Here is a 13,758-nt window from a genome sequence, read left to right as displayed (position 1 = left end):
GGGGAGGGAGCTTCACCCATTCCTGCCTGTCGGTGTCCCAGAGCGCCGCGCCACGTGTGGTCCGAGAGGTGGCGCCTTCGCCGTCGCGGTGCCACTCGACGCCTCCCGCCAGGAGCACGCCTCCCGAGACGGGCGTCAGGCTGAAGTTTTCGAGCCAGAGACCTTCGTAGGGAACTCGCTGGAGGGCGGATGCGGTGGGAGCCTGGACCATGTCCACATCGTATGTCGGGCCCCAAGGAGCAGGTAGGCGGATGTGCCCTGTCCTTCTGGGGAATGGATAGACACGTGGATGTCTGACCTGACCCGGGCATCCGAGGGCCTGTTTCAGGGCGTGTTACACTTCAGCGCATGGACAGGCTCACGCTCCTCTTCTGGCTGTGGATGCTGCTCCTCGCGGTCAATGTCATGTGGGCGCTGTCGCAGGCGGTGGTGACGAGCGCGCTCGGAGTCCGCCCGCTGGATGTGCGGGTGGGCCTCGGGCCGAAGCTCGTTGCGTGGCGCATGGCGGGCATCGACTGGAGCCTGCACCCCATCTCCCTGGGCGGCTCCGCGTCATTCGCGCCGAAGCCGGAGGACGCGCCCCAGGACCCGCCCCTCAAGAGCCGCCTCAACAAGCTGCCGCCCCCGCTGCATGCGCTGTCCCTGGCCATTCCCTGGTACGTGCAGATTGGAGTGGCCATGGCGTGCCTGGGTCCCGCCGAGGGCTTCCACCAGTTCACCGAGGGCTTCCCCGCGGTGTTCAACCTGGCCGCGCTGCCAGAGCGCGTGGAGCGCTTCGTGGGGCTGCTCCGCGACGGAGAGCTCGTCCGCGCCTGGGGCATCCTGAGTGCCCGGATGGCGGCCTTGAACCTGCTGCCCATCCCCACGCTCGCGGGCGGCTACCTGATGCTCCTGCCCTGGCGCGACAAGTCCCCGAAGTGGGTGACTCCCATCTCCATCGCGCTGCTGGCCCTCTTCGTGATGCCCTGGTCCCTGTACGTGGGGTACCTCTTCTTCAAGGCCATCTTCTGACGGCGCGGTGCCCCGGCCCCGGGCCGGGAGGCGCTCCACCGGGAGCGTCACCGGGTTCCACGCGAAGGCGTAGCCAGGAAAGGGACCTGTTCCTGGCTCCAGGTCTCCTATGCTCCGGATGCATTCACCGGGCGCTCCCGTGCCGCCCGCTTCCGCGAGACCTCCATGACGCACCCCCTTCTCCATGCGCTCGGCCTGTCCGAACGCAACCCCGGCACCTACCTCGGCAACGGCGAGTGGTCCGGCACCACGCCGGACGCAGACATCGAGGTCTTCAACCCGAGCAACGGCCAGCCCCTGGCCCGCGTGTCCTCGGCCAGCGCGGAGGACTACGAGGCACTGATGCGCGGGGCCGCGCAGGCCTTCACGGCGTGGCGCGCGACGCCGGCTCCCCGTCGTGGCGAGGCCATCCGCCTGTGCGGCGAGGCGCTGCGCCGCCACAAGGACGCGCTCGGCTCGCTCGTGTCGCTGGAGATGGGGAAGATCAAGGCCGAGGGCGACGGCGAGGTGCAGGAGATGATCGACATCGCCGACTTCGCGGTCGGTCAGTCGCGCATGCTGTACGGCCTGACGATGCACTCCGAGCGCCCCGGCCACCGCATGTACGAGCAGTGGCATCCGCTGGGCCTCGTCGGAGTCATCAGCGCCTTCAACTTCCCCGTCGCCGTCTGGGCCTGGAACGCCTTCATCGCCGCCGTCTGTGGCGACATCACCGTCTGGAAGCCCTCACCGAAGACGCCGCTGACGGCCATCGCCGCTACCCGCATCTGCAACGAGGCGCTCAAGGCCGGTGGCTTCCCGGAGGTGTTCTTCCTCCTCAACGACGGCGGCACCGCATTGGCGCAGCGGCTGGTGGACGACCCGCGCATCGCGCTGGTGAGCTTCACCGGCTCCACCGCCGTGGGCCGGCAGGTCGCCGCGCGCGTGGCCCAGCGCCTGGGCAAGAGCCTCCTGGAGCTCGGCGGCAACAACGCCATCATCGTGGACCGGACCGCGGACCTGAAGCTGGCCATTCCCGCCATCGTGTTCGGAGCGGTGGGCACCGCCGGCCAGCGCTGCACCACCACGCGCCGGCTCATCGTGCATGAGTCCCTCTTCGATGACGTGGTGGCCCGGCTCGCCGCCGCGTACCGGCAGGTGGAGGCGCGCATCGGCGACCCGCTCCATCCAGGCACCCTGATGGGGCCGCTCGTCGACAAGGCAGCCGTGCGGCGCTTCGAGGCCGCCGTGGAGCAGGCGCGAGCCTCCGGCGGCACGGTGGTGACGGGCGGCAGGGCCGTGGAGCGCCCGGGCCACTTCGTGCTGCCCACCCTCATCACCGGCGTCCCGCCCACCGCGGAGGTGGTCCAGACGGAGACCTTCGCGCCCATCCTCTACGTGTTTCCCTACCGGACGCTGGAGGAGGCCATCGCCCTCCAGAACGGCGTGCCCCAGGGGCTGTCCTCGGCGGTCTTCACCCATGACCTGAAGGTGGCCGAGCAGTTCCTCTCCGCCTCCGGCTCCGACTGCGGCATCGCCAACGTCAACATCGGCACCTCCGGCGCCGAGATTGGCGGTGCCTTCGGCGGAGAGAAGGACACCGGCGGTGGCCGTGAGTCCGGTTCCGACGCGTGGAAGGCCTACATGCGGCGGCAGACCAACACCCTCAATTACTCGGACGCGCTGCCGCTGGCCCAGGGCATCAAGTTCGACTTCTGAGCCGCCGCCGAGGCGCAGGCCCGCTGCTCGCGGGCCCGCGCCAGCCTGACGGGCAGGCCTGAATCAGTACACCCAGACGCTCTTGGGCGCGAAGTGGAGGGGGCTGACCCACTCGCCGGGGCCAATGGGGTAGGGCCCGCCGATGCAGTCCTCATTGAGGAACAGCGACGCGGTGTAGGCGCCGGTGTTGATGGCGGAAACCGCCCGGTCCTCCCAGCCGTGCTCGGGCAGATTCACACACGTCCCCGAGCCCGGCGGCCAGGACATGACGTTCCACACCTCGCCGGTGAAGTCCGGGCCGTCGAACAAGCAGAGGGTCCCGGAGAAGGGACACGGATTGTTCTCTTCGGCCGAGGCCTCCGCGGGCGTCAGCAGCGCCACGGCGGAAAGTCCGAGCGTCACCGCGGCGCCCAGACCCAGGAGTGCGGAACGCTTGAAGCTGCCATTCTGTTGCCGGAACGTGAGCCAGTTCATTCTGGTGTCTCCTCTACAGATGGGGGTGCTGCCAGGCGATGATGGCACGGCACTCCGATTGTCAGACGGAGAGATTCGGACGGACGCAGCGTTCATGCTGTGGTGAACGTCGCGGGTCCATTGTTCTGACAAAAATTCAATGCAATGGCATTTGCATCTACGTGTCGACTGCGCCATGCCCGATTGCCAGTCATCGGACGAGACCGCGAGCATGTCGTCCCGGAGTGTGCTTTGCCCCAAGGAGCCATCACTGGCGACACCGCTACCTCCGGTCAGGAGCCTTCGCGGGACTCGACGTGGCAGGGCCTGCGCGTCGCATGACGGGGATGTAGCAACCGCCCTGGTGCACGTAGCCTTCCTCCTTCTCACAATCCTTCGCAGGCGCGTTGAGCTTGATCCAGCAGCCTCCAAGGATGGCCACGTGCTCCTTTCCAGGGCAGCGGCCGCTGGCGTCCGGCCGCCGCTGTCCCGGGAGGGGCTTCGGCGGCATCTGCATGACAGCGGTCGTCCATGCCGAGGGCGCCTGGACGGGAGCCACCGGAGCCATCAGTGCCGAGTCCCCGACAGCCGCGGTGCCGCCATCCTTCGCCTCCACGCGCAACGCGACCGGCTCCCTGACGGAGTCCTCCGCGTTCCACATTCCCACCACCCACCCGATTCCGAACGCCAGTGCTCCTCCCAGCGAGACTGCCGCGAGCCAGGGCAACGCACGGCCTCGGGTCTTCGCTCGGGGCCTCATGCGCTTCGGCGCGGCCCAGACATGCAGAGGCCTCGGCGCATTCGGCTCGAAGAGGGACACATCCGCCTCCGGGCCCACGCTGCACGCGGTCTGCTCCAGCGCTTCGGCCAACTCACGGGCGCTGCCTCGCGCCTCGGGCCGCACGGCGAGCATCCGGGAAACGATGGCGCTCAGCTCGGGACAACAGCGGGCATTGAGCGTTCGCACGGGCTGAGCTCCGGTGCCCTCCTCATGCCAGAGGTACGCCGCCTCCTCCTCCGGATTCGTCGAGGGAGGGTACTGCTCCGTCACCAGCCGGTAAGCGGTGACGCCCAGGGCGAAGACATCATCCGCCGGCCCGGCGGGGTAGGGTGGGGCGGAGTCCGCGTCGGCATGGAGCACGTAGTTCCAGGCTTCCGGCGAGCGGTAGGCCGGCGTGCCCGGCGGCAACAACGGCCCGGTCAGCGTGGAGGCCCCCACGTGGTGCCCGGCCCCGAAGTCGATGAGCACCGGCTGGGCGTCCTCGGACCGCACCAGGACGTTGTCTCCCTTGACGTCACGGTGCACCCCTCCGGCCGCGTGGGTGGCCTCCAGTACCCGCGCCAGACTCGCGAGGAGCTGGAGCAACCGCCGTGAGGAGAGGGGCTGCCGCCGTGCCCAGGCGTACAGGGGCTCTCCCTCCACGAACTCCATGGCGAGGTACGGGTGGGGCGCGCCAGAAGGCGCCAGCCACTCACCGGCATCTCGAAGGCGGGGGATGCCCGGGTGACGCAGACGCGAGAGCAGCTCCGCCTCGCGGGCGAAGCGCGCATCTCTCGGATGGAGGGCCAGCTTGAGCGCGACGAGGCCCTCCGCGTGCGGCTCCACGCCCATGGCACGGTAGACGGCGCCATACGCCCCGCGACCTTGCAGGTCCACGATGCGCCAGGGCCCCACACGTGTCCCAGGGGGAAGGACCGCAGGGTTCAGGTCGCCAATCTCCATGCGCCGCCTCGCGAGGGGGAGCGAGCCGCTCCGCGCGCGAGCACACTATCCGGCGGACCTGGAGGTGTCAGCGCTCATCCCCGGCCGAGCTCGAACGCGCACACGTAACAGGTCTTTCGGAAGCTCGGCACGGGATAGCCGCATCGGGGGCAGTCACGAGCCCCTTCGAAGCGCGCGTTGTCCAGTGCGTCGGTGATGCCCATTTCCCGCACGTTCCGTGCGCTGGCCTTTTTCTGCTCCGGTGTAATGACCAGGGGGGCCTCGGGACGGCCCAGCATGAGGTTGGGCAATTCGTCCGGATGCGGCTCCTCGCGCGCGATGCAGTGTCCCGCGCGCGCATGACGGAGCGTCTCCTCATCGGTCCGGCAGAAGTGCACGTCCTCGTTGCAGTGGGCGCAGTGCCGGACATCGGGATTGGCGGTGGGCTGGAGGCCCTCCCATGTCCTCGGACAGGTGAACTTCATGCGGACTGGGCAGGTGCGGATGGTTCGCTCGGTTCGCATGGAGCTCCGTGGGACCAGGAGGCCTTCACCGCTCGTGCGTTGAAGGAGGAGGCCTCCATCTTGGCCCGGTTCAGGCGCTCGAAAAAGGGGCGCCCCTCCCCATAGCAGGGCAGGGGCGGAGTGACTGCCCGGCGCTCAGAGCTCGGGCGTGGGGTACACCGTCAGCTGGCCGGTCGTGGTCATGATGACCAGCTCCGGCCGCGCGTCACCGAGCAGGTCCATGGACCGCACCCACCGCGGGACTTCCGCGAGCGTGTAGTACCGCGCGGGGAGGAAGGTGCCCTGGCCCTGGCCCAGGAGCAGGACTGCCCGCCGCGCGTCCGCGTCGACTCCGACGAGGTCGGGGATTCCGTCGGCATTGACGTCCCGGGCCTCCAGCACCGCGCCGGCCGGGGCGACATCGCAGCGCAGCGGGGCCTTGAACGTGCCCTGGCCGTCGCCGACGTACAGGTCCACCTCGCCCTTCGTGGCGGTCAGCAGGTCCACCGTTCCGTCACCGTCCACGTCACCCACGCTGTAGTCGAGGTGACTCCAGTTTCGCTGGAAGCCGTCCACCGGGAGGTTGCCGCCGTCGGGCGCGGTGAAGCCCAGGTTGAGCTCGACGGTGTGGTAGAGGATGTCCGGCAGGCCGTCCCGGTTGAAGTCCGCGATGGCGGGCGCGAAGCAGTCGGAGCAGCGGTCATCCGGCTCGAGGTTGAGGTCCGGCAGCGTCACCCCCGTCATCTGGCCATTGCCCTGGTTCAGCAGGCGCCGGGTATAGGGCACGCAGTAGGCGGTCACCGAGAGCACCAGGTCCAGGTGTCCGTCGCGGTTCAGGTCCTCCGCCACGAGATGGATGCGTCCGAAGGCGCCGGTGCGCGACACACGCGTGGAGTCGGGGAAGTCACCCTGGCCGTTTCCCCAGAGCAGGTCGAGCGTCGAGTACTCGGGGTACGGGTAATCCTCTGGGTCCAGGGTGATGGCGGCCAGGTCGTCATGGCCGTCGCCGTTGAAGTCCCCCGCCGCCATTTCCAGCATGTACAGGTCCGTCCGGACGTCGCGCGTCACGAAGTTCCCATCGCCCTGGTTCAGGAGGAGCGTGAAGCCGCCGCCCTCCCTCACCACCGCGATGTCCGCATGGCCGTTGCCGTCGAAGTCACCCCGTGCCGAGTTCGGCTGGCGGGTGCCCGTGGCGAGGGTCGCCAGCGGAGCCGGGGTGGCCGGCGCTTCACCGGCGCTCACGCGCAGGGGGCAGGCCCGCGGCGTGGAGGGCTCGAGGATGGAGGGAGGCGGCAGCCGATAGACGGACAGGGTGTTGTCGCCCGCCTCCGCCACCAGCAGCTCGCGCCGGCCCGTCCCGTCGAGCTCGGCCACGGCGACATCCATGGGCTCTCGGCCCACCGCCAGCCGGCCGCCGGAGCGGAAGGCGCCATTGCCCTGCCCGTACCAGAGCGTCACCGCCGAGGCGCCGCGGTGCACGGCCGCGAGGTCCGGCGCGCCGTCCGCGTTCAGGTCCACCACCCGGAAGCGGTCCACCGGCAGCGGGGGCACCGTCGCCGACGCCTCGGTGAAGCCGCCGTGCCCATCACCCCGGTACACCCGCAGGGCCGCGTCATCCTGCACGAGGATGTCCGCATGGCCGTCCGCGTCGAAGTCCGCGGTCGCCAGCGCGCGGGCGTGCGTCGTGAGGACGGGCTGGAAGGTGAACGGCCCCAGGGCGCTGCCGAGGGCGAGGGAGACGGGGCGGTCGGACGAGGACATCACCAGGTCTGGATGGCCGTCCTCGTTGAAGTCCGCCACCTCGCTCACCACGTACTCCTCCCCCATCCAGACCAGCGGCTTCCCGTCCGCCGTGGTGGGCTGCGTCACCATGAACGCTCCGCCGGAGCCCGGGCGCAGGAAGCCGATGGCCGCGGTACCCGTGGGGAAGTCGCGGCCGTCGTAGTGACTGCCCACGGCCCAGCCCAGCGCGGGCGCGCCGCCGGTGCCCGGCAGGATGCCCAGGCTCGACACCACGCCATTGGCGAGCATGAAGTCCTCCGTCTGGAACGAGCCGTCCGGCTGCCCTCGCAGCACCGCCGCCCCCCAGCGCGTGCCGGCGAGCAGGTCCAGGATGCCGTCACCATCCAGGTCGCCCGCCTCGAGCTGCCCGGACGTGCTGCGGAGGGTGCCCTGGAGCATGGGCAGGCCCAGCGCGCCCTGGCCCCCGTTGAGCAGCACGGACACCTTGCCCGGCCGTGCCCGGTACTGGCTCTGCAGGCTGCGACCGACGGAGACGACGGCGACGTCCTGCGCGCCGTCACGGTTGAAGTCCCCTACCGCGAGCGTCTCCGGCGCCACGCCCGCGTGGAACGTGCCACGCAGGTAACGGCTCCGGCGAACGTCTGTCTCCGAGGGCTCCGCTGACTCCTCCCGCGCCCCGGTGTCCGTGGTCACGGGAGGCGTGGCGGCTTCGCGCGAACCTCCCGGGGAGGATGCTGGGGCATCGTGCTGCTCCAGCACGGGCGTCCCTTCGCCCGCGAGCGGTGCGTCCTCCGTGGCGCACCCCGTCATCAACCAGACCCACCCCATGGCAAACGCCAGACGCCGCGTTGCCTGCCTCACCCCTGTGTGCATTTGCATTGTTTGCTGCTCCCGGTGCGACTCCGGGTGCAGGTGCTCACGTGCCAACCGTATTGCAACCCGGTGTATGAAGACCCGCTGTCGTGCGGGTGCACCCAGGCCAGGCGAGGGTGGGGAAGGGGACGTCGGGTGGAACTCCTTCCATGCATGGCGATGTCTTGCCATCCGGGCGCAACGGTGACTGCGCAACAATCCGTTACGCGGGAGGACGTGGCGCCCGAGCGTCTTCAATCAGCGCACGCGCACCGGGGGCCACGAACGGCGGACCCCGGGAAACAGCGCAAGGTAGAGCGTCGCGCCCGCCATGTACCGACCGTCTCCTCTCGCCCGTCTCCTGCCGTGCGTGCTGGTGTTGGCCGCCTGTGGCCCCACCCTGGAAGTGCCGGATGACGCCGTCGCCTGCGCGAAGGTCCGCTGCACCGCGGGCACGTGCTTCGCCACCGGCGGCCAGCCCCTGTGCCGCTGTGGCCCCTGGGAGCAGGTCGCCGGGCTGTCGTGCGTCGTGGGCTACTTCGACGCGCCGGATGACCATGGCGGCTCGCCCGGGGATGCCACCTGGCTCTCGGCTCCCATGGACGCCCGGGAAGGGCGCATCGACGTGGGCCAGCGCGAGGACATGGCGGACCGCGACCTCTTCGCCTTGATGCAAGGGTAGGGGGCGGGGGCCGCGCTTCCCTCGGGCGTCAATCGGCTATCGGAGGTCATGTCCGGAACGCTAGGCTCGAGCGAATGCACCCGCCGACCTCTCGTCCATTCCTCGTATCCGCACACTCCCGCCTTCCCTGGGTACTCGGTACCGCCGGGGGCCTCTGCGCGTCTCGGGCCTGGGCGCAGGGCTTTGAGAATGCGATGGATGGGATGATCGACGCGGCCTTCGGACTCGTGGGGCTGACGATGCTGTTCGTCGTGGGACTGGTGACACTCGCCCGCAACAAGCCGGGGTTCCGTCGGCCCATCTCCGTCAACCTGGGGCTCATCGCGGGGGCGGCGAAGCTGGGCATTGGCCTCTGGATGCTCATCGGCTTCCTGCGTGACGTGTTCAAGGACGGATTCGACTTCTTCGAACCGAGCCTGGCAGGCTATTTCGTGCTGGGGGTCCTCCTCATCGCGGGCCTGCTGATCTTCGGCGTCTTGGAGCTTCGCGCGGCGGTGAGGGCGATGTAGCCCTCATCGCGCTTTCAGCGGTGGCGTCAGCCCCGCCGCTTCACGGGCAGGTCGATGCGGGACGGGTGCTCGGCGCCGCGCATGACCCGCCACGAGGGGCTGCCCTCGGCGGGGAGGCGGACGAAGCTGTCGGCGTCGGCGCCCGCGAGTGCCACACGCAGGCGATGCCCCCGGCGGACGAGGACCGAGATGGGCAGCAACCCGAAGGTCAGCGTCGCCACCTCGCCCGGCACGAGCGGCCATGCATCCTCGCGGCGGAACGAGTGGTAGGGGACGGGCGTGACGTAGGGCGGCGCCGAGCCGGACAGCCTCCGGTGCAGCGCCCGGAGCTGCCCCTCCGTCAGGTAGGTCACCCGGCCCCGCGGGTCGACCTCCTCCAGGTAGACGAAGAAGGCGCCGTCCTCGAGGGATGAGGCCACGTGCAGGGTGAGGATGGCGTGTCCGGTGATTTCCACGTCCGCGTCCAGCGGAGCGCTCGTGTACGTGAGCAGCCGCTGGTCCTCGCGGGCGCGGTCTCCGTAGACCACGGGCGTCATCCCATCGGGCGTGTGCCAGCGATTGTGTTTCCCGGTCGTGGCGGCGAAGTCGACCGTGTAGGTGTCGGCGCCGTCGCCCGTCGGCGCCTCGCGGACGAGCTGGTGGTCCGCCGCGAAGTACCAGCGCTCCGTGGAGAAGCCCTCGGGGGGCCACACGGGAGTCGACTTCCAGGACTCCTCGCCCACCGTGAAGTAGTGCAGCCGCTTCTCCTCGGCGGGCGCGCCGGGCTTGAGCATCCGGTCGAAGAAGGCGCCACACTCCTCCCACTGCCCGGCCATGGTCGGATTCGGGGCGCTCCTGGGCCGGGCGAAGGGGCTGGCGTGGGTCTTCATGTTGTGACTCCACGCCCCGATGACGCCCACCTGCGGATTGGCGAAGTTGAGGAACCGGTGGATGACCGTGTCGGCGGTGCGGCCGTCGAACCAGCTCCCCCAGCCGTACACCGTCGCTCCCGAGGCCTCGATGGCCTCCTTGCGGCGGAACTGGCTGAAGTCGTCGGTGGTGACGGGCTGCGCGCCGAACGCGTCATCGCGAAAGGTCATGGACCGCACCGCGGCCCAGACGTCGACGTTGTCGCGGTGCGACTCCAGGGCCGCGCGGACCCGCGAGCGGTCCTTGTCTCCGTCCACCGGGCGAACCCCGCGCACCATCAGCTTCGCCCCCAGGCCCCAGCCGGACGGGACGCGGCCGGCATCCAGCACGTGGTTGGTTTCGTCCCACAGCCGCATGAAGCTCGCGTTGAGGATGCCTCCCGGCATGACGACGTCCGTGTACACGTCGAACTCGATCTGCTGGGGAATGACCGCGCGGACCCGCTCCGGCGCCGCCGCCGCGAGCAGCTCCGCGGTGGTCCCCTCGTAGGAGATACCCACCGCGCCCAGGTGGCCGTCGCACCAGGGCTGCTCCGCCACCCAGCGGGCCACCTCGCCCAGGTCCGCGACCTCCACGTCCGACCAGGGATGCGTCCAGGTGCCGAAGGACGCGCCGGAGCCGCGCACGTCGACGACCACCACCGCGTACCCCCGAGCGACGAGTGCGTCCCCGATGGGCTCGCGCGGCCCCATGGGCACCCGGTCCGGTGGGGTCAGGCGCAGGTCGAAGCTCCGCCAGTAGCGGCCCATGACCAGCACCGCGGGGAGCCGCTCGCCGTCCGGCAGGTTCCTGGGGAGGTTGACGTCGAGCGCGAGCTGAACGCCGTCACGCAGCGTCAGGTGCAGCGAGCGGGTGACCACGCCCTTGAAGCGCGGCGGAGATGACACGGGATTACCGAAGGAGCTGCCCTGGCCGACCATGGGAAGGCATTCTCGCTACTCCCGGGGCAGGTGTCCCACCGGACGCACGGTGGAGGCAAGGAGACCTACTCGGCGGCATGAAGCTCGATGGCCAAGACTCGCCCCCGGAGGCGAGGGGAGGGAGCCCACGCTCGCGCGAGCTGGCGGCGTGGGCTCCCTGATTCACGACTTCAGTGCATGGCCTTCGTGGCCCGTCCTGTCATGGCGGGGATGCGGCGGCTCAGCGCCCCTGGCGGGGGCCGAGGGCCTGCACCATCCAGTCGCTCATGCGCGGCACGTAGTCGCTGAAGTAGCTCGTGCAGACGTGCCGGGTGCCCGGGTAGGAGATGAGGGCCTTGTCGCCCCGGGCCCACTCCAGCAGTCGGAGGGAGGACTCGTAGGGGATGATGATGTCCTTCTGGGAGACGATCATCAGCAGCCGGGCGGTCATCCCGGGGATGTCCCGCAGGTGCAGGGACGTCCGGGCGAGCTGGGCCATGCCCTCGTCGGTCGACTGATGGAACACGTGCCGGAAGTCCTTGCGCACCATGATGTTCATGTTGAGGAACTCGTCATGGTCGAAGCCTCCGGAGATGTTGACGACCGCCTTGATCTCCCGGGGAAACACCGCCGCCAGCCGGGACACCAGGTGGCCTCCGAAGCTGGCTCCGCAGAGTCCGATGCGCTCCGCGTCGACCTCCGGCATCCGCATCACCGTGCGCAGGACGGGCTCGAAGACGCGCTCGAACCGGGGATCCAGCGCGTGGTCCTTGGACAGCAGGCCCTGGCCCGGCCCGTCGAACATGAACACCGAGATGCCCCTCGCCTGGAACTCCTTCGCGAAGGAGTACATCTCCACCTCGGTGGACGACTCGAGCGCGTTCACCAGGATGACGCAGGGGGCGGGCCCCGGTCCGGGAGCCGGCATGAAGTACGCGGGGAGCTGGAGGTCTCCGTAGGGAACCGACAGCCTCCGAATCTCGTGGTCCAGGTAGGGAATGGCCCGGTGGAAGAGCTCGGTCACCTTCTGACGCGAGCGGAACTTCTTCTCCTCGTCGTCGAAGTACATGAACTGCCCGTAGTGGTAGCAGGCCGAGGCCTTCAGCAACCACTGGCGCTGCGTCACGCGCGCTCCCTGGCGCTCCGCCTCCGCGGCCCGCACCTCGTAGGTCTTCCCGAAGCCCGCCCAGCGGTCGTGCCAGTCCTCCCAGCCCTCGTAGATGGTGGTCTTCTGCAAGCCGAGCAGGGCATGGGTGATATCGCCCCATTCCAGGCCGCCCAGCTGCATGCGGGCGACGAAGTGCTCACAGGCTTCGTACGTGGGAGGGGGCAACCGCTCCATCTGCAGTTGCTGTTCTTCGGGTCTCATGTCCGCGAGGTTCGTGATTCGTTGCATCGTGTGTTCCTCATCCAGTGGGTGGAATGAAGGTTCAGGGGGGTTGGACGACGCATTCCCGGCTTGTGATGGCGCCGGGCCGGCGAAGCGAAGCTGGCCGGCAGGGCTCCCGCCGAGACGTCACGTCCGCCTTCCGCCGACTCCATCCCTCCTGGACACGACGAACCAGGAGCACGCCGATGCGAGAGATGCATGATGAGACCCTCCCCAAAAGGGCGGAGGCGCTACGCCGGCCCCACGACGAGCGGAGCGAGGACGAGAACGATTGGTGCGAGAAGCGGCCGCCCAAGGAGGTGAACATCCAGCTGGACGTCCAGTACGCCCTCAACAAGATCGCCAGGAAGATTCAGGACGGGAAGGTGCTGGAGTCCGACCCGGTCCGGCTGCGGTCCTACAATGGGAAGCTGGTGGGGCCCGTCATCGAGGTGCGCCCCGGTGACACGGTGAATGTCTTCCTCGACAACCAGCTCCCCAAGGAGCCGCCCCCTCCGCCACCGCCTCCGGGCGGCAACCCCAACAACACGCCCCACGGCTTCAACGTCACCAACCTCCACTTCCACGGGCTCCACGTCTCGCCCGCCGGGAACTCGGACAACGTGATGATTGCCGCCGGCCCGGGAGACCGCCTCCAGTACGAGGTGAAGATCCCCAGCGACCATCCCGCGGGGACCTACTGGTACCACCCGCACAAGCACGGCTCGGTGACGCTCCAGGTCGCCAGCGGCATGGCCGGCGCCTTGATTGTCCGCGGCGACATCGACCGCGTCCCCGCCATCCAGAAGGCCAAGGAGCGCATCTTGGTCTTCCAGCAGATTGCCTACTCGCTCAACGCGCAGGGAGTCGGCGAGGTGGAGACGTACGTCCCCGCCTTCACCCCCTTCGGCTGGCCCCAGCTCATCGCCCAGGGGCGCCGCTTCACCATCAACGGCGAGGTCGAGCCGACCCTCACCCTCAAGCCCGGCGAGGTGCAGCGCTGGCGGTTCATCCACGCGGGCACCCGCGAGCCGCTCCTGGTCAAGCTGGTGAAGCGAGACCCGGGGACCGGGGCCGAGACGCCCATTCCCCAGTACCAGATCGCCCTGGATGGCATCACCACGGGCTACCTCGACAAGGTGGACGTGACGGAGCTGCACCCCGCGTACCGGGCGGACGTGCTGGTGCGCGCCGTCAATGGGAATGGGAAGCCCCTGCCCGAGGGCGTCTACTGGCTCGTGGACGAGAACCCGGCCGCGCGGGGGACTCCGAGCCGGGACCTGGCGCGCGTCGTGGTGAAGGGCGGCAAGTGCGAGATGAAGCTGCCGAAGGAGAGCGAGCTGAAGGGCCTCGCGCCGTTCAAGCCCATCGAGGACGACGAGATCACCGGGACCCAGGAGGCCCATTTCGCCATCGACCCTCCCAACC

11 protein-coding genes and 1 pseudogene are annotated in these 13,758 nt (G+C 69.4%); 5 read left to right on the top strand and 7 right to left on the bottom strand.

Translation table 11 applies throughout. The features are described from left to right. A pseudogene (locus HG543_RS54765) lies at positions 1–211 on the bottom strand (Kelch repeat-containing protein); the annotation flags it as partial. Between the two features lie 137 nt (positions 212–348). Here HG543_RS54765 and HG543_RS43075 point away from each other — a divergent pair. Together HG543_RS43075 and amaB are read left to right on the top strand one after the other, a co-directional pair. Beyond that, entirely contained in the window at positions 349–1,011 is a 663-nt protein-coding gene (locus HG543_RS43075; RefSeq protein ID WP_169350765.1) for a site-2 protease family protein, read from the top strand. Between the two features lie 165 nt (positions 1,012–1,176). Next, positions 1,177–2,709 carry an L-piperidine-6-carboxylate dehydrogenase gene (amaB, locus tag HG543_RS43070; RefSeq protein ID WP_169350764.1) on the top strand — a complete coding sequence of 511 codons (1,533 nt, stop codon included), beginning with the start codon at positions 1,177–1,179 and terminating at the stop codon, positions 2,707–2,709. Between the two features lie 63 nt (positions 2,710–2,772). On the opposite strand, the gene HG543_RS43065 is transcribed toward amaB, so the two are convergent. The 4 genes from HG543_RS43065 to HG543_RS43050 all read right to left on the bottom strand — a co-directional run bounded on the left by HG543_RS43065 (position 2,773) and on the right by HG543_RS43050 (position 7,938). Then, on the bottom strand, positions 2,773–3,183 hold the full coding sequence (locus HG543_RS43065) for a peptidase inhibitor family I36 protein (protein WP_169350763.1): 411 nt from the start codon (positions 3,181–3,183) through the stop codon (positions 2,773–2,775). 262 nt (positions 3,184–3,445) lie between these two features. Continuing rightward, on the bottom strand, positions 3,446–4,819 hold the full coding sequence (locus tag HG543_RS43060) for a serine/threonine-protein kinase (protein WP_343073585.1): 1,374 nt from the start codon (positions 4,817–4,819) through the stop codon (positions 3,446–3,448). A gap of 140 nt (positions 4,820–4,959) precedes the next feature. Then, on the bottom strand, positions 4,960–5,388 hold the full coding sequence (locus HG543_RS43055) for a hypothetical protein (RefSeq protein ID WP_169350761.1): 429 nt from the start codon (positions 5,386–5,388) through the stop codon (positions 4,960–4,962). A 135-nt stretch (positions 5,389–5,523) separates the two neighbouring features. Next, entirely contained in the window at positions 5,524–7,938 is a 2,415-nt protein-coding gene (locus HG543_RS43050) for an FG-GAP repeat domain-containing protein (protein ID WP_169350760.1), read from the bottom strand. 355 nt (positions 7,939–8,293) lie between these two features. Between HG543_RS43050 and HG543_RS43045 the strand changes: the two genes are divergently transcribed. Further along, a complete protein-coding gene (locus tag HG543_RS43045) occupies positions 8,294–8,644 on the top strand; it encodes a hypothetical protein (protein WP_169350759.1) in 351 nt (116 codons plus the stop codon). A 194-nt stretch (positions 8,645–8,838) separates the two neighbouring features. Beyond that, the gene (locus HG543_RS43040) at positions 8,839–9,153 is read left to right on the top strand and encodes a hypothetical protein (protein ID WP_169350758.1); all 315 of its coding nucleotides are present in this window, start codon (positions 8,839–8,841) and stop codon (positions 9,151–9,153) included. 26 nt (positions 9,154–9,179) lie between these two features. Here HG543_RS43040 and HG543_RS43035 read toward each other — a convergent pair whose 3' ends face one another. Both HG543_RS43035 and HG543_RS43030 read right to left on the bottom strand, forming a co-directional pair. Then, a complete protein-coding gene (locus HG543_RS43035) occupies positions 9,180–10,982 on the bottom strand; it encodes a CocE/NonD family hydrolase (protein ID WP_169350757.1) in 1,803 nt (600 codons plus the stop codon). Positions 10,983–11,202: 220 nt separating this feature from the next. Continuing rightward, complete coding sequence (locus tag HG543_RS43030; RefSeq protein ID WP_169350756.1) at positions 11,203–12,357, bottom strand: alpha/beta hydrolase family protein; 1,155 nt, start codon at positions 12,355–12,357, stop codon at positions 11,203–11,205. A gap of 179 nt (positions 12,358–12,536) precedes the next feature. Here HG543_RS43030 and HG543_RS43025 point away from each other — a divergent pair. Then, positions 12,537–13,758: multicopper oxidase family protein (locus tag HG543_RS43025; RefSeq protein WP_169350755.1), on the top strand; the 1,222-nt coding region annotated here is incomplete at its 3' end.

Origin of the sequence: Pyxidicoccus fallax (assembly GCF_012933655.1) — a bacterium.
Classification (GTDB): domain Bacteria; phylum Myxococcota; class Myxococcia; order Myxococcales; family Myxococcaceae; genus Myxococcus; species Myxococcus fallax.
Note: the sequence above shows the minus strand (reverse complement) of the source record. Positions and strands in the feature narration are given on the sequence as shown.